The organism is Streptomyces sp. BR1, assembly GCF_052373795.1.
In the GTDB taxonomy this organism is placed as follows: domain Bacteria; phylum Actinomycetota; class Actinomycetes; order Streptomycetales; family Streptomycetaceae; genus Streptomyces.
This window is the reverse complement of the sequence record NZ_CM126252.1, coordinates 4,534,386-4,550,166: the sequence shown is the minus strand read 5'-3', so window position 1 is coordinate 4,550,166 and position 15,781 is coordinate 4,534,386. Positions and strand designations below refer to the sequence as shown.

At 69.4% G+C, this 15,781-nt stretch carries 16 protein-coding genes; 7 read left to right on the top strand and 9 right to left on the bottom strand.

Annotated elements, in window-relative coordinates:
• From ACT1U9_RS19835 to ACT1U9_RS19820, 4 genes are all read right to left on the bottom strand, one after another.
• Positions 1-858, bottom strand: coding sequence for a fumarylacetoacetate hydrolase family protein (locus ACT1U9_RS19835; protein WP_444534037.1), 858 nt, complete (start codon positions 856-858; stop codon positions 1-3).
• Positions 859-1,004: 146 nt separating this feature from the next.
• The gene (locus ACT1U9_RS19830) at positions 1,005-1,766 is read right to left on the bottom strand and encodes a YidC/Oxa1 family membrane protein insertase (RefSeq protein WP_444534036.1); all 762 of its coding nucleotides are present in this window, start codon (positions 1,764-1,766) and stop codon (positions 1,005-1,007) included.
• Positions 1,767-1,893: 127 nt separating this feature from the next.
• Entirely contained in the window at positions 1,894-2,241 is a 348-nt protein-coding gene (locus tag ACT1U9_RS19825) for a DUF6412 domain-containing protein (RefSeq protein ID WP_444534035.1), read from the bottom strand.
• A 138-nt stretch (positions 2,242-2,379) separates the two neighbouring features.
• Positions 2,380-2,910, bottom strand: coding sequence for a winged helix-turn-helix transcriptional regulator (locus tag ACT1U9_RS19820; RefSeq protein ID WP_444534034.1), 531 nt, complete (start codon positions 2,908-2,910; stop codon positions 2,380-2,382).
• A 116-nt stretch (positions 2,911-3,026) separates the two neighbouring features.
• Between ACT1U9_RS19820 and ACT1U9_RS19815 the strand changes: the two genes are divergently transcribed.
• On the top strand, positions 3,027-4,415 hold the full coding sequence (locus ACT1U9_RS19815; RefSeq protein ID WP_444534033.1) for an MFS transporter: 1,389 nt from the start codon (positions 3,027-3,029) through the stop codon (positions 4,413-4,415).
• 6 nt (positions 4,416-4,421) lie between these two features.
• Here the strand turns inward: ACT1U9_RS19815 and ACT1U9_RS19810 are convergent, their stop codons facing one another.
• On the bottom strand, positions 4,422-5,153 hold the full coding sequence (locus ACT1U9_RS19810) for a class E sortase (protein ID WP_444534032.1): 732 nt from the start codon (positions 5,151-5,153) through the stop codon (positions 4,422-4,424).
• 227 nt (positions 5,154-5,380) lie between these two features.
• Between ACT1U9_RS19810 and ACT1U9_RS19805 the strand changes: the two genes are divergently transcribed.
• Positions 5,381-6,388: an SEC-C metal-binding domain-containing protein gene (locus ACT1U9_RS19805; RefSeq protein ID WP_444534031.1), complete on the top strand. Its 1,008-nt coding sequence runs from the start codon at positions 5,381-5,383 to the stop codon at positions 6,386-6,388.
• Between the two features lie 83 nt (positions 6,389-6,471).
• Complete coding sequence (locus ACT1U9_RS19800) at positions 6,472-9,663, top strand: DUF3427 domain-containing protein (RefSeq protein ID WP_444534030.1); 3,192 nt, start codon at positions 6,472-6,474, stop codon at positions 9,661-9,663.
• Positions 9,664-9,679: 16 nt separating this feature from the next.
• Here ACT1U9_RS19800 and ACT1U9_RS19795 read toward each other — a convergent pair whose 3' ends face one another.
• Positions 9,680-10,327: an ATP-binding protein gene (locus tag ACT1U9_RS19795; RefSeq protein ID WP_444534029.1), complete on the bottom strand. Its 648-nt coding sequence runs from the start codon at positions 10,325-10,327 to the stop codon at positions 9,680-9,682.
• A gap of 177 nt (positions 10,328-10,504) precedes the next feature.
• Here ACT1U9_RS19795 and ACT1U9_RS19790 point away from each other — a divergent pair, with 177 nt between their 5' ends.
• The 4 genes from ACT1U9_RS19790 (at position 10,505) to ACT1U9_RS19775 (ending at position 12,223) form a co-directional block, all read left to right on the top strand.
• Positions 10,505-11,350 (top strand): helix-turn-helix domain-containing protein, encoded by an 846-nt coding sequence (locus ACT1U9_RS19790; RefSeq protein ID WP_444539191.1) that lies wholly within the window; start codon positions 10,505-10,507, stop codon positions 11,348-11,350.
• Positions 11,350-11,547, top strand: coding sequence for a DUF397 domain-containing protein (locus ACT1U9_RS19785; protein WP_361427797.1), 198 nt, complete (start codon positions 11,350-11,352; stop codon positions 11,545-11,547). Before ACT1U9_RS19790 ends, ACT1U9_RS19785 begins: the two co-directional genes overlap by 1 nt.
• 40 nt (positions 11,548-11,587) lie before the next feature.
• A complete protein-coding gene (locus ACT1U9_RS19780; protein WP_444534028.1) occupies positions 11,588-11,806 on the top strand; it encodes a DUF397 domain-containing protein in 219 nt (72 codons plus the stop codon).
• Between the two features lie 114 nt (positions 11,807-11,920).
• On the top strand, positions 11,921-12,223 hold the full coding sequence (locus tag ACT1U9_RS19775; RefSeq protein WP_393263620.1) for a hypothetical protein: 303 nt from the start codon (positions 11,921-11,923) through the stop codon (positions 12,221-12,223).
• A gap of 356 nt (positions 12,224-12,579) precedes the next feature.
• Here ACT1U9_RS19775 and ACT1U9_RS19770 read toward each other — a convergent pair whose 3' ends face one another.
• The 3 genes from ACT1U9_RS19770 to ACT1U9_RS19760 all read right to left on the bottom strand — a co-directional run bounded on the left by ACT1U9_RS19770 (position 12,580) and on the right by ACT1U9_RS19760 (position 15,781).
• Positions 12,580-13,917, bottom strand: a complete 1,338-nt coding sequence (locus ACT1U9_RS19770; protein ID WP_444534027.1) for a DUF445 domain-containing protein — start codon at positions 13,915-13,917, stop codon at positions 12,580-12,582.
• A gap of 123 nt (positions 13,918-14,040) precedes the next feature.
• Positions 14,041-14,724 (bottom strand): DUF1707 SHOCT-like domain-containing protein, encoded by a 684-nt coding sequence (locus ACT1U9_RS19765; RefSeq protein ID WP_444539190.1) that lies wholly within the window; start codon positions 14,722-14,724, stop codon positions 14,041-14,043.
• A 61-nt stretch (positions 14,725-14,785) separates the two neighbouring features.
• Positions 14,786-15,781 carry an ABC transporter ATP-binding protein gene (locus tag ACT1U9_RS19760; protein WP_444534026.1) on the bottom strand — a complete coding sequence of 332 codons (996 nt, stop codon included), beginning with the start codon at positions 15,779-15,781 and terminating at the stop codon, positions 14,786-14,788.

The window sequence follows — 15,781 nt, the reverse complement described above, 5'->3', positions numbered from 1 at the left end:
CTACGCGTCCTTGAGCTCCTGGCGCTGCCTTCCCAACCCCTCGACCTCCAGTTCTACAACATCCCCCGCCCGCAGATACGGCTTCGGCTCCGGCTGCCCCATGGCGACGCCCGCCGGGGTGCCGGTGTTGATCACGTCGCCCGGGTACAGCGTCATGAACTGGCTGACATACCGCACGACTTCCGCGACCGGGAAGATCTGGTCCGCCGTCGACCCGTTCTGCTTCAGCTCGCCGTTGACCCACAGCCGCAGCGAGAGCGCCTGCGGGTCCGGGATCTCGTCCCGGGTGACCAGCCAGGGGCCCAGCGGGTTGAACGTCTCGCAGTTCTTGCCCTTGTCCCACGTGCCGCCGCGCTCGATCTGGAACTCGCGCTCGGACACGTCGTGCGCGACCGCGTACCCGGCGACGTGCGCCAGCGGGTCCTCGTCGGCCCCGATGTAGCGGGCCGTGCGGCCGATGACGATCGCGAGCTCGACCTCCCAGTCGGTCTTGACCGACTTCCTCGGCACCAGGACCGTGTCGTTCGGCCCGACGACCGTGTCCGCCGCCTTGAAGAAGACGACGGGCTCGGCCGGAATGGCCGCGCCGGTCTCGGCCGCGTGGTCGTGATAGTTCAGCCCGATGCACACGACCTTGCCGATCCCGGCGACCGGCGGCCCGATCCGCTCCCCGGCCGCGTCCAGCGCGGGCAGCACCCCGGTGTCCGCCGCGGCCCGTATCCGGTCCAGGGCGAACTCGTCGGAGAGCAGGTCACCGTCGATGTCCGGAACGAGTCCGGACAGGTCCCGCAGGGTCCCGTCGGCGGCGAGCAGCGCGGGGCGCTCATTGCCCGCCGTGCCTACGCGCAGCAGCTTCATGGTCTGTCTCCCTATGGTCGAGCGTGGCCCGGCCGATGGGTAGCGGCCATCGGAGGATCGTTCGATCCTCCAAGGTCGACGTCCACTCCGCAAGACCCCGTTCACAAACTGGACCGTAACCAGGGAGGACCAGGGCGTACGTCGGGCTACGCCGGTCTGAGAGCAGTCGCGTCACCGGCGGCGCCGGGCCGCGCGTCCCGGTAGAGGTACGCCCGCTCGACGGCCGACCACGTCGTGCTCGTGACCACGTACAGCGCGGCCGCGAGCGGCACGACCGCCACGGTTATCAGCGTGCCGAACGACATCAGCGGCATGAACTTCGTCATCGCCCCGAGCCCCGGCATGGCCTCCTGCTGATCGGCCGGGACCATCGGCGTCACCGCCATCTGCCGCTTCGTACGCCGGTAGTTGAAGGTGGCGACCCCGGCGACGAGCACGAAGAGCCCGAGGTAGACGAGACCCTGCCCGCCGACGATTCCGCCGTGGCCGAGCGCGTCCGCCCATCGGCCGCCGAGCGGGGCGGAGAGCAGGGTGTGGTCGAGCAGCGCGTTCGGCTCACCGCCGATGCTGGTGCTGGAGAACAGGTGGTACAGCAGGAAGAACGCGGGCATCTGCAAAAGGCTCGGCAGGCACCCGGAGAACGGCGAGACCTTCTCCTCGGCGTGCAGCTCCATGATCGCCTTCTGCAGGCTCTCGTTGTCCTTGCCGTGCTTCTTGCGCAGCTCGGCTATGCGCGGCTGGAGCGCGGCCCGCGCCTTCTGCCCCCGCGCCGCCTGCCGCGACAGCGGATGGACGGCGAGCCGTACGAACATGGTGAACAGCACGATCGCGGCGGCGGCCGCGGCGCCGTGGAACAGCGGCTGGACGAGGTCGGCGAGGTGCCCGACCAGGGTGGCGAAAACGGACATGGAAAGCCTCCGGAGTCACTTCTGAGTCATATGACGTCGGCGTGACGGACCGGGAGAGGGCACCAAGGCAAGGGTCGACAGGACCCCTGCGTACAGGGGTGTCGTGTCGACAGGAAGAAGCGGAGCCCTACGCGGCCGTCGGCGCGAGGCGGCCGGGGGCTCGGGGCCGCGGCCGTCCGGAGGCGTCGGGGTCGCGCTGCGGAAGGAAGGCGGTGCGCCGCTCCCGGTCACGTATCGCGGTGCGTATACGCGTACGCGCCACCCTGGGCACCGCGCGGGACGCGAGCGTCGCGCAGGCGGCGAGGGCGGAGCCGGCCGCGGCGGTGGCGGCCAGGGCGACGGCCCCGGACAGCGTGCCGCCGCCGATGAGCAGGACCTCGACGAGGAGGAAGACGAGCAGGCTGAAGGTGAGGCGGACCGATGGGAGGGAGGGCAGGCGGAAGGCGGGCCGCGCGAAACGCGTCGTGCCGGTCATGCTTACCCCCCTCGTTCAAACCCTCGCTCAAGCGTCGCCCGAGCGTCTGTCCGACTATTTCTGACTCTTCTGCCGTTATACACGACGGGTCCGACAACGGGTCCGGGCGGCCAGGCGGGTGCGGTCAGACGGGTGCGGTCAGGTGTGGTCGGCCTCAAGCGGCTGGAGCAGGCGCCGGGGTGCCAGCAGCGCGCGGCTGACCCAGTCCTCGGGGTCGGGGTTGAGCCCGGGCCCCGGCCGCATCTCCACGTCCCGCGGCGCCACCGCGACCCCGCACGCCGGGCACTCCCCGTACGCGCCGAGCTCCGTACCGCACCCCGCGTGGTGGAAGCTGCGCATCTGCACGGTCCCGGGGATGTTCTGGCGCCCCCAGAGCCCGAGCGAACGCAGCACGGGCCACAGGGCGAGGGCGCGCTCGGTCGGGACGTACTCGTCGCGCGGCGGCGACTCCTGGTAGCGGCGCTTCTCCAGGATCCCGGCGTCCAGAAGCGTCTGGAGGCGCGCGGCGAGCACCGCGCGCGGGATCCGCAGATGGACGAGGAAGTCGTTGTACCTGCGTACGCCGTACAGCGAGTCCCGTACGACCAGCAGCGTCCAGCGCTCGCCGACGATCTCCAGCGCGCTGGCGATGGAGCACTCCTGGGAGGCGTAGTCCTTACCGAGAGCCATGGAATCAGTCTACCGCCGAGGGTTCAATGAACGAACCGAGCGTGCTAAGGTCGCCCACGTATGCAAGTTCATTGATTGAACCTACTGATACCGCTACGCCCTGGAGTTCGGGACCCATGACCGGCGAGACAGTGCACATACCGACCGAGACGGCGACGGCGTCGCGGACCGACGCTCCCCCGAAGGGGGCGGCCGCGACCCTGGCCGCGACCAGCGCCGCCACCGCCGTCGCGCTGATGAACTACACCGCCCCGATGCTCACGCTCCCCGGCATGACCGCGTCCTTCGGCACCCCGGTCTCCGCCCAGGCCTGGCTCCTCAACGGCACCCCGCTGGGCCTGGCCGCGCTGCTCCTGGTCGCGGGCAGCCTGGCCGACGACTACGGGCGGCGCCGGATCTTCCTCGCCGGAACGTTCGCCCTGGGCATCACGATCGCGCTCGGCGCCGTCGCGCCCACGACGCTGACGTTCACGCTCGCCCGGGTCGCCCAGGGCGCGGCGAGCGCGGCGATCCTGGCGAGCAGCCTCGGCCTCCTGGTCGCCGCGTTCCCGGCCGGGGCCGCGCGGATTCGGGCGACGGGGGTGTGGGGCGCGTTCGTCAGCGGCGGCATCGCGGTCGGCCCGCTGCTCGCGGGCGGCCTGGCGACGGTGAACTGGCGCCTGGCGTACGCGGTGTTGGCCGTGGCGGCCCTGCTCGCCTTCGCGGCCGCCACGCGCGCGTTGACCGAGTCCCGCGCGCCTCGCGAGGGCGGACGCCCCGACTGGGCGGGCGCGCTGACCCTCGCGCTCGCGTTCACCGCCCTGATCGGCGCGCTGACGCTGGGCCGCGACGGCTGGCTGCGCGCGCCCATCGGCGTACTCCTTGCGGCGGCGGTACTGCTTGCGGTCGCCTTCGCGCGCGTGGAGCGCCGCGCGGCCACCCCGACGATCGACCTCGCCCTCTTCCGCCGCCCCGAGTTCCTGGCGTCGTCGGCGGCGGCACTGTTCACCGGCCTGTCGGTGATCGGCCTGTTCAGCTGCCTGCCGAACCTGCTCCACCAGATACGCGGTACGTCCCCGATGTCGGCGGCCTGGCTGTTCGTGCTCTGGTCGGGCCTCGCGTTCGTGGTCGCGTTGCAGGCCAGGCGCCTGGCGGGCCGGGTCGCCGCGCGCCATCAGCTGGCGATCGGCTTCGCGCTGCACGCGGTGGGCGTCCTGGCGATGCTGGGCGCGGTGCAGCCGACCGGCGGCACGCTGTGGCGGCTGGTGCCCGGCCTGGTGGTGGGCGGCGTCGGCAGCGGCCTGCTGAACGCGGCACTGCCCCGCCTGGCCGTCGAGTCCGTACCGGCCGACCGCGCGGCGATGGGGTCGGGCGCCAACAACACGGCCCGGTACATCGGTTCGTCGGCCGGGGTCGCCCTGACGATCGCGGTGGCCCCGTCCGGGGTGAACGCGGCGCTGTGGGTGTCGGCGGGGCTGGCGGTCCCGGGGGCGGTGCTCGCGCTGGTGCTGCGGGAACGTTCCTGAGCAGGCTCAGCGGGGCCGCGCGGAGGCGAGCTTCCCCCACACCGCGAGCCGGTACCGGGAGGTGAACTCCGGAGTGCAGGTGGTGAGCGTGACGTAGTACCCGGGCCCGCTGTACCCGTACTCCGTACGGAAGTTGCTGCGCGGGACGGGAGCGATAACACCGCTGTCACCGGCGGACGTCTGATTGAGGGAACTGTCCACCAGATAGGTGAAAACGACGGTACGCGTCTCAACGACGACGCGGTCGCCCGGCCGCAGCCGGTTGATGTACCGGAACGGCTCGCCGTGCGTGTTGCGATGCCCGGCGAGCGCGAAGTTCCCGACGTGGCCGGGCTGGGCGGTGCCGGGGTAGTGCCCCACGTACCCCTTGTCGAGCACCCCGTGCTTGCTGATCCCTTCGGCGATGGGGGCGGTGATGCCGAGGGAGGGGATACGGAGGACGGCGTACGCCTGGGCGCCTTGGGGGCGGTCGTCGGGGGTGGGCCTGCTGGGGGCGGAGGCGGGCGACCCGGCGGGGTGGGGTGAGGGAGCGGCTGGGGCGGCCGTCGGTGCATGGGACTGCCCCCACTCCTTCTCCAGAGCGTGCACGGTGTGCCGCGCCTCGGCCCGCGCCTCCCGGTTGGTCCACCACAGCTGATGGGCGACGAGCAGGAGCAGGACGACCCCGAGGGTGACTGCGAGCTCGGCGCCGCTCCAGAGGGCGCGGGCGAGGAGGCGGGGGCTCGATGCCGAAGGCACGCGCGCGGGGCGCGCGGCTGGACGTACGTACGCGTACTGCCGACGCAAGGGCACCCGGCGAAAGCGCCCACGCCCATGCACCACCACAGGTACCGGCGAAAGCTTCGGCATCCGCTTCCGCACCCACATCGACGTCCGCACGCGCGCACCATAAGGGCTGCCCCGTCAACTCACCAGGGCCGGAACACCCCTCCGCCGGGACCCCGCACAGCAGTACGGTGTCCCTCATGCGCCCCGACACGCCTGCCGATCACACCACCGAAGCCGAGCGTCTGCTGCGCACCGCGACGCAGTACCCGGAGGACCACGAACCGCTCCTCCTCCAGGCCGCGGCCCATCTGGAACTCGCCGGCGACCGCGAGCGCGCCACCACGCTCTACGACCGTCTGCTGGCATCCGAGCCGGAGCACCCCACCCTGATCAAGGCGTTCAAGGCGGCCAACCTCTGGGAGTACGGGCACGAGGCCGAGGCGCGCGCGATGATCGAGGGCATCCGCATCGCGGCCCCCCGGGACCCGGCGCCGTGGGAGATCATCGCGGAGACGCTGGAGACCCACGACGAGCTGGACGCGGCCCACACCACCCTGACAACGGCACTGACGCTCTTCGTCCCCACGGCCGACGCATCGACGGAAATCCCCTACCCCACCCAGTCGTTGCTGACGGCCCGCCACCGCGTACGCCGCCTGCTCGCCCTCGACCACGACACCTGGGACGACCTCGCGGACCGCCTGCACCGCGCCGAGATCACCCTGGACGAACTCCACGACCCCAAGCGCCTGTGGTCCCTGGGCTCGAACGACCCGGCGGAACTCAAGGCGGAACTGGCCCGCCTGCGCACGGAGTTGGGCTCGTACCGCGCGGCGCTGTCCCGCCCGTTCCCGGTAGCGGTCCTGCACTGGCCGGAACCAGAACTGACGGAACTCCTCACGGCGTACCCGGAGCTCCAGTCCGAATACCCCACCCACGCGGCCCACTTGCTGGACATCGAGGCATCGCTACGAGAACTGTCGGCCACGGGGACAGCCAACCTGGGCATCGTGACAGGCACGGTCCCGTCCTACGAAGCCTTCGCAGCATCAGAGTCCTCGTCCCCGTCCAACGCGGACCTCCTACCCCAGTACGCCACGACGCTGGCGGCCCGGGGGCGAGCGGTGGCGTGGCCGCCGCGGCGGGGGGCGGATTGCTGGTGTGGGTCTGGGGTTGCTTATGGGGAGTGCCACGGGTCAATGTGACGGCCGCTGTCGGGGTTGTCAGTGGTCTTTGTTAAAACTGAGTCGCAACGGAATCGAATGACCCAGCGACCCAGGGAGAGGCCGTGGCGGACTCGGGGGATTTCACGCAGCCGATCACCGGCGTGTACGAGAAGCTGATCACGCAGCAGGTGCAAGAGCAGATCGATGGCCTCACCACCGACGGGTGGAAGGTAGTCGACGGCGAGGTCAGCCAGGAGTCCTCGCCCCATGTGCTCGCGCGGTTCGTCGCCGCGGCCGTGCAGCGGAAGTTGCGGGAGCTTCCGCAGGACAGGCAGGTGGCCGCGGCCAACCACATCATGGCGTCGTTCTCCTCATTCGCTGCCGAAGGGCCCTCGCTGCCGGATGCCGCATCCCCCAGGGATGCGGCATCGGCGCATCCGGGCGCGGATCCCGAGGACGTCATCGTCGACGGCCCGCGCCAGCTGCTGGCCCTCGCCGAGCAGGAGGCCCCGGGTGTGTACGCGATGCGACCGCTCACCCCGCTCTCCGAGACGGCTCTCATCACCAACGCGCCCGAAGACCCCAGCCTCGGCAGCGAGTTGCGGGCCGAGCTGGCCACGGCGGACCGCGTCGACCTGCTCTGCGCCTTCGTGAAGTGGTACGGGCTTCGTGTACTGGAGGACTCGCTGCGCGCCGCCAAGGAGCGCGGCGTACCCATCCGGGTCATCACGACGACCTACATGGGCGCCAGCGACCGGCACGCGCTCGACCGGCTGGTGCGGGAGTTCGGCGCCGAGGTCCGGATCAACTACGAGATCCGCTCCACCCGCCTGCACGCCAAGGCGTGGCTGTTCAGACGCAACACCGGCTTCGACACCGCGTACGTCGGCAGCTCCAACCTCTCCAAGGCCGCGCTCCTCGATGGCCTGGAGTGGAACGTACGACTGTCCTCGGTCGCCACCCGTGACGTCCTCAACAAGTTCGAGTCCACCTTCGACGCGTACTGGAGCAGCAGCGCGTTCGAACCGTACGACCCGGATGCGGACGCCGAGCGCTTGGACGAGGCGCTTGGGCTGGCAGGCGGCACCACCAGCTCAAGTGAGACGCGGATCAGCCTCTCCGGGCTCGAAGTGCGCCCCTTCGCGCATCAGCGCGACATGCTGGAACGGCTCACCATCGAGCGGGAGGTCCACGACCGGCACCGCAATCTGCTGGTGGCCGCGACCGGCACCGGCAAGACCGTCATGGCCGCGCTGGACTACCGCGATCTGCTCCGCACCAGGGGCAAGGACCTGCGACTCCTCTTCGTGGCGCACCGCAAGGAGATCCTCAAGCAGGCTCGGCGAACCTACCGCGAGGTCCTGGACGACGCTTCATTCGGGGAGCTCCTGCACAACGGGGAGCAGCCGAGCGAGTGGAAGCACGTCTTCGCCAGCGTCCAGTCCCTCACCGAGCAGCGCCTGTCGCTGTTGGACCCGGCCCATTTCGACATCGTCGTCATCGACGAGTTCCATCATGCGACCGCGAACACCTATCGGCAGGTGATCGACTACTTCGCGCCCGCGGAACTGCTCGGCCTGACAGCCACGCCGGAGCGGATGGACGGGCTGAACGTCCAGGACGAGTTCTTCGACGGCCGTATCGCCGCCGAAATGCGCCTGTGGGAGGCACTGGACAACGATCTGCTGTGCCCGTTCCACTACTTCGGCATCCCGGACGGCACCGACCTCAAGACCCTCAGCTGGCAGAAGGGCTCGTACGACGTTGCCGAGCTCGGTGACGTCTACACCGGCAATCATGCTCGCGCCCGACTGGTCGTGAAGGCCATACAGCAGAAGATCTCCCACCCCGAGTCCATGCGTGCGCTCGGATTCTGTGTGACCAAGGCGCACGCCCGCTTCATGGCCGGTTTCTTCCGCGATGCGGGCATCAAGGCCATAGCCCTCGACAGTGACTCTTCTCCCTCCGAGCGGGACAACGCGCTGGCCGCTCTGCGCAACGGCCCCCTTCAAGTGATCTTCTCGGTCGACCTGTTCAACGAAGGGCTCGACATTCCGGATGTCGACACCTTGCTGCTCCTGCGGCCGACGAACAGTGCGACGGTCTTCCTCCAGCAGCTGGGCCGTGGCCTGCGCCGCACCCCGAACAAGCCGGTCCTGACCGTCCTCGACTTCATCGGTGAGCACCGCGCCGAATTCCGCTTCGAGGAACAGTTTCGCGCCCTGACGAGCTTGTCGCGCAACCGCCTGGTCGACAATCTGGAGCGAGACTTCCCGCAGCTTCCTTCCGGCTGTCAGATCATGCTCGAAGGCGTCGCCAAGGACATCGTCCTGGACAACGTCCGTACGCAGCTCAAGGCGGGCATCAAGGTCCTCGCCTCCGAAGTGAAGGACTTCGCCGAGCTAGGCCTGTCGGGCTATCTCACCGAGAGCCGCCGAGAGATCAAGGAGCTCTACAAGGGCTCCAACTCCTGGACGCGGATACTGCGTTACGCGAATCTCATCCCGGAAGACGCGCCGCCCGGCGAGGAGCAACTCCTCAAGCGCGTCCACGCGTTCCTGCACGCCGACGACCGCGAGCGCGTCGAGGCGTACACCAGGCTGCTGGAAGATGATGCGCCCGCGTACGCCGAGCTGGACGCCACGCATCAGGGCTATGCCCGCATGCTGTTCTTCAACCTGTGGGACAAGGCGGGCGGATTCTCCAGCTACCAGGAGGGGTTCGACTCGCTGCGCCAGCAGGTCGCACTACGCAGTGAGCTCCGTCAGGTGCTGGCGCACATCCACGAGCGTACGGACCATCTGCCGCTCGACCTGGCAGGACCCCACCACGGGCTCCCCCTGAAGATCCATAGCTCGTACAACCGCTCGGAGATCCTGGCCGCCCTCGGTGTGGCCAAACTCGGCGGCCAAATGCCGGGATCGTTCGCGCAAGGCGTGGCGTGGGTGGACGCCCTCAAGACGGATGCCCTGCTGATCACGCTGGAGAAGAACGAGAAGGACTTCTCCCCGTCGATCCGGTACAAGGACTTCGCGCTGAGCCCCACCCAGTTCCACTGGGAGTCGCAGAGCACCACGGCGGCGAACTCACCCACGGGTCGGCGCTACCAGAAGCATGTCGAGCAGGGCAGCCACGTGATGCTTTTCATGCGCCGCTACAAGGACAACGACATCGGCAAGTCCCAGCCGTGGATGCTGCTGGGTCCGGCAACGTACGCCGAACACAAGGGAAGCAAACCGATGGCCATAACGTGGCGCCTCCACAATGAACTACCGGCCGACGTCTGGACTTACGCCCACATCGCGGCGGGTTGATCCGGCCTCTGGTTCCCTAGTTGCCCAGTGCCTCGGTCGTGAATTGCATCTGGGCCTGACCCAGCGCCGCGTCGGGGTCGCAGCCATGAGCGTGCAGCCAGTGGAGGAGGTCTGCGATCACCCCGATCGTCGCCTCCTCTGCCACGGCCACGCTGAGCGGACGGGCGTCCGCTCTGGCGGCTTGCGTGCAGTACAGCCCCAACAGTGCCTCTGCACTGGCAACTTGAGGACCGTCGACATGGTCATCCGCCGACCGCAGCCCCGTGGCCAGTTCGCACCACGTCACCTTGGTGTCCGCCCGCAGAACGACACCCCAGCGCGTTGCCACGGCGTCCACCAGAGCCATGCCCCGCCCCGACTCCTCCCCCTCGGTGGCCGCGAGGAGCGTCGGCAGGGCCCGTACGTCCGGGTCGGTCACTTCGAGGCGCAGGAAGCCGCCGTTCATCGAGACCGCCAGGGTGGTCGGGGTGCCGCAGCCGACGTGCGTGATGACGTTCGTGACGAGCTCCGTCACACACAGCTGGACGGCATCGATCATGTGCGGCAGCCCCCAGACGCCCAGGTGTAACCGCACCACGTTCCGCAGCCCCCGAAGTTCCTCGGGCTCCGCCAGGAACGGCAGATCCCACGGCTTCCTGCGGACCTTGAACCTGCATCCATCCACTGAGCCACCCTTCCACTTGCGAACGGACTCCAGCGTGACAGTGGAACTCTCAATATGGAACTCTCACAAGCGAGTTGAAGGAGCACACTGGATCAAATGCGCCCCCGGCGTGCGCTGTCTTGCCCGTATCGCGATGCGCCGGGCACGCTCGGGTAGATCGACATGAAGGGTCACGACATGGCTGTTGGACCGACCACCCGAAGGCGCCAGCTCGGTGCCGACCTACGTCGGCTGCGTGAGCTCAAGGGCTTCACCTTGGAGGAGGCAGGGGCGCTCGTCGGTGTCTCCAAAGCCACCCTGAGTCGCTACGAGACCAAGGAAGGGACCGTCAAGTGGCCGACGGTTGATGCTCTTTGTCGCCAGTACGACGCTTCCGAACAGGAACGGCTGACACTCGTCGAGTTGGCCAAGGGCGCGAAGATCCAAGGATGGTGGCGGTCGCTCGCCGACCCGATTCCCGAGTCGATGAATCTCATGCTGACGCTGGAGGACGAGGTGGTCCGCGAGGACCACTACGCCTGCATGTATGTTCCCGGCCTGCTCCAGACCCGCGCGTACGCCGAGGCCGTGCACCGCGCCTCCGAGATGCGCTGCTCGGAGCAGGAGATCGCGCACATGGTCGACATCCGTATGAAACGGCAGGAGTTGCTGGCTCGTGAGGACGCACCGCACATCTGGGCCGTGGTCGACGAGGCCGTTCTTCGTCGCATGGTCGGTGGGCGCGATGTCATGCGCGAGCAGCTCGTACATCTGCGTACGCGCGCCGAGCAATCACAAGTCACCGTTCAGGTACTGCCCTTCGCCAGTGGCGCCCATGCCGCAGCCGTCGGAAGCTTCGTCATCCTCGGTGGTCCCACGGCCGAACTCGACGTCGTCTACGTGGACATCATCGGCGGTGGCTTGTTCATGGAGAAGCCCGAAGAACTTGAGCGCTATAAGTTGGCGTTCGAATACTTGCGCGCGCAGGCGCTGGACATCGAAGCATCGGCCGCGCTTCTCGATCGGGCGTGCAAGGAGCTTTGATGGATCACGACGAGGAACACGTCCGCTGGGTGAAGTCCTCGTACAGTGGCGGCAGTGGTACGGAATGCGTCGAGGCATCGTTCACTGCTCTGGGCACGGCCATACGCGACTCCAAGCACCCCTGCGGCCCGCAGCTCACGTTCACCGATCCCACTTGGAAGATGTTCGTCGCGGCGCTGCGGAAGGACTGGTCGTAGTCGGCTGCGCCCTCCTCGACCGGACCCATAGGGAGCTTCGATGAGTTACGACGACATGCATCGGGTGGAGTCCACGGACAGCGGAAGGTGGTTCAAGAGCAGCTACAGCAACGGATCCGGCGGTGAGTGCGTGGAGGCGGTGTTCCTCGCGGGCGGGGCGGCCGTCCGGGACTCCAAGCGCCCCCACGGCCCCCGTCTCACCTTCGCCGACCCCTCCTGGGCGGACTTCGTCGGGGCGCTGCGGGCGGGGCGGATGTAGCGCATCCGGGAGCGGACCTAGCGGGCCCGATGAGGTGGACCGGATGCGAGTCGGCGGCGGTGGGCTATTAGCCTCGGAGCGGACAGTCCGTAGAGGCAGGCGCAGGAGGCAGAGATGGCTAAGGTTCCGGCAGCGGCTATAGCGGCGGGTGGGCTCGTCGGGGGGTACGGGGTCGCGCGGTGGACCAAGAAGCGGCAGCTCGGTGGGGTCGCGCTCGCCGCCGCCGGGGTTCTCGCCGCGCGCGAGTGGAAGCAGGCCGCCGGGACCAAGGCGGCCGTCGGGCTGACCACGGCGTACGTGGCCGCCTTCGCCGGGTCGCATCCGCTCGCCAAGAAGGTCGGCGCCTGGCCGTCCGTGTTCGCCGTGGCGGGTGGGGTTGCCGTGGCCTCCTGGGCCGTCACCCGGAAAGCCGCCTAGCCGTACTCGGCAGTACTCGCTAGTGCTGGCTGCACCGGCGGAACCGGGAAGCCGGAAGTCCGGGGGAATCCCGGAAATCTCGGAAATCGCGGAACCAACTGAACGCCGGATGCGACCCCTACGTACGTAGTGATGCAACTCCCCGCAGGGTGGCTGGGCGCGTGACGGTGCAGAGCAGGGACAGGACTGCGAGCACGCGCCCAGCAAGGCCCCGGAGCTGCCGGGGATCGGGGACGCACCAATCCCGGGTGAGCCCGTTGGCGCCGCCCCGTTGCCCGGGCCGGGCCCACTCGACCGGCGCCGCGTGCCACCAGCCGCGCCGGAGGCGCCCCCGCACCCCCAAACCCCCCGCCCCCCTACCCCCCCACCACCCGCGAAACCGTAAAGATCACCAGCCCCGCCAGCGCCCCCACCACCGTCCCGTTGATGCGGATGAACTGGAGGTCGCGGCCGATGTGGGCCTCGATCTTTCGGGAGGTGTCCGTGGCGTCCCAGGAGCGGACCGTGTCCGTGATCAGGGACGTGATCTCCGCGCGGTACGTCGAGACCACGTACGCCGCCGCGTCCTGGAGCCAGCCGTCGACCTTTTGCTGGAGGCGGGTGTCCGTGGAGAGGCGGGCGCCCAGGGAGAGCAGGGACGCGCGCGCCCGCAGGCGCAGCTCGCTGCGTTCGTCCTCCGCCGCCGCGATGATCATCGAGCGGACCGAGGACCACGCCGACGCGATCACGTCCTGGACCTCGGGGCGGGCCAGGACGTCCGACTTCAGGCGCTCCACCCTGGCGCGCGTGTCCGTGTCCGACTGCAGGTCCGCCGCGAAGTCCGCCAGGAAGCGGTCCAGCGCCCCGCGCGCCGGGTGCGTCGGCATGTCCCGCATCTCCGTGACGAAGCGCAGCAGCTCCTTGTAGACGCGCTCGCCGACCTTCCTGTCGACGAAACGCGGCGTCCAGCCCGGCGCGCCGCCCTGCACCGCGTCCATCACCGAGTCCCCGTGCAGCACCAGCCAGTCGTGGGCGCGCGCGCAGACCAGGTCCACCACCCTGCGGTGGCCGCCGTCCGCGACCACCTTCTCCAGGGTCTTGCCGATCCCCGGGGCGACCTCCGCCGCGTCCGCCCGGCGCGTGATCGCCTCGCCCACCACCGCCTGGACGTCCGAATCCCGCAGGACCGTCAGCGCACCCCGCAACGCCGTCGCCAGCTCCGACGTCACCCGGTCCGCGTGCGCCGGCTCCGCCAGCCATGCCCCGAGCCTGCTGCCGATTCCCAGGGCGCCGAGGCGCGTACGGACGACAGATGGAGAGAGGAAGTTCTCGCCTACGAACGCGCCCAGCGACACCCCCAGCTGGTCCTTCTTGTTCGGGATGATCGCCGTGTGCGGGATCGGGACGCCCAGCGGGTGGCGGAACAGGGCCGTCACCGCGAACCAGTCCGCCAGCGCGCCCACCATGCCCGCCTCGGCCGCGGCCGCCACATAGCCCGCCCAGGGGCCCGCGCCCGAGCGGTCCGCCCAGGTCGCCAGGGCGAAGACCAGCGCCACGAAGAGCAGCAGGCCCGTCGCCGTCGCCTTCATCCGGCGCACGCCCCGGCGCTTCTCCTCGTCCGCCTCCGTGTACGAGAACGGAGACCCGAGCGCCCCCGCATCGGCCGGTCTCGGGCCGGCCGACGCCGAGGCCGATGCCGCATCAGTACGTTCCATCACTCCGCCCGTCCGCGCCGCGCGCACCACCCCGTACGCAATTGTCCCTACCTCAGGGACTCCCGGGACGCACGTGGAGTTCCCGGTCTCACCTACACGGACAAGTGCAAGGAACCGGCGCCCTCAGCCCAGCTCCTTGCGCGGGCCCTCGCCCTCCACCTCGCCGCGACCCGCCCCGCCCGACTCCCTGAGCTGGCGCTTCGCCGCCTTGCGGAGTTTGCGTTCCACCCCGATCCCGCCCATCAGCGCGAATCCGGTGATCGTCACGCTCGGTGAACCCGGCGTGCCCTCCCCCGTCGCCCGGTCGCCGAAACCGCCCATAAGGCCGAAACCCCGGACCCTGACCGTGAGCTCGGGCGGGACCGTCACGCCCATGCCGCCCATGATCGTGAAGCAGCGGATCACGGTCTCGCGGGACTCGAAGCGGGCCTCGCGCAGATCGATCTCGCCGCCGCCCCACATCGCGAACGCGGTGAACTTCGAGGCGATCGTCCACGTACCCCGGCGGCCGAATCCGCCCCAGAGCGCGAACGCGCCCCGCGAGGTGGCCGTGCCGCCGATCCGTGACGGCCAGTCGACCTCGGCGGAACCCTCGCCGGAGGGCTTGTGCAAGGACACCGCAGCCGCCGCGCCGCTCCCGCCCGGCGCCGGCAGGTCCCGCACCAGCGGCGCCAACTCCCCGTGCGTACGCGCCTTGTAGGCCGCCTCAAGTCGCTCCTCGAACTCCTCCATGTCCAAGCGGCCCTCGGCCACCGCCTCCCGCAGCGCCTCGGCCACCCGCTCGCGCTCCGCGTCGGACGCACGCATCTCGGGAAGCCCGGCCCCCGAAGGTTCATTCGTCATATCGTCAGCCTAATAAAGGCCCCGGCTAATAGCGGTCCCGATCCGCGTACATCCGGGCGATCACCGACTCGATGTCCGGCTCGCGCACCGACAGGTCCACCAGCGGGTACTCCGCCGCGACCTGCGCCACCAGCGGCGCCGCCGACGACGTCGCCGGGAAAGCGAGCCACTGACGCGGACCCTCGACCTTCACCACGCGCGCGTGGGGGACGTCAATGGGCGGAAGTTCGCGTTCCAGGTCGACCACCAGCGTCCGCTCGCTCTCCCCCACCTCGTGCAGCCCCGCCAGCGCGCCCTCGTACACCAGACGGCCGTGGTCGATGACCATCACGCGCTTGCAGAGCTGCTCGATGTCGGTGAGGTCATGGGTGGTCAGCAGGACCGTCGTGCCGCGCTCGGCGTTCAGGTCGCTCAGGAACTCCCGTACTTTCGCCTTGCTCACCACGTCCAGGCCGATCGTCGGCTCGTCCAGGTAGAGCACGTCCGGGTCGTGCAGCAGCGCCGCCGCGATGTCGCCGCGCATCCGCTGGCCGAGCGAGAGCTGGCGTACGGGCACGTCCAACAGCTCGCCCAGATCGAGGAGTTCGACGCAGCGGTCCAGGTTCTCGCGGAAGCGGGCGTCCGGGATGCGGTACATGCGGTGGGCCAGGCGGTACGAGTCGTACAGCGGCAGGTCCCACCACAGCGTGGTGCGCTGGCCGAAGACCACGCCGATCCGCTGGGCCAAGCGCGTCCGTTCGCGCGACGGGTCAAGGCCCGCCACCCGCACCCGGCCCGCGCTCGGGGTCAGGATGCCGGTGAGCATCTTGATGGTGGTGGACTTGCCCGCGCCGTTCGGGCCGATGTAGCCGACCATCTCGCCACGAGCGACCCGGAAACTGATCCCGTCGACCGCCCTGACCTGCTTCTTCTCCCGCTTCAACCGCCCGCTTTTGCGGCGGACCTCGAAGACCTTCTCGATGCCGTCGAGTTCGATGAGGTCCGAGCCTGCTGAATCTGAGTATGCGTCATCTGAATTCAT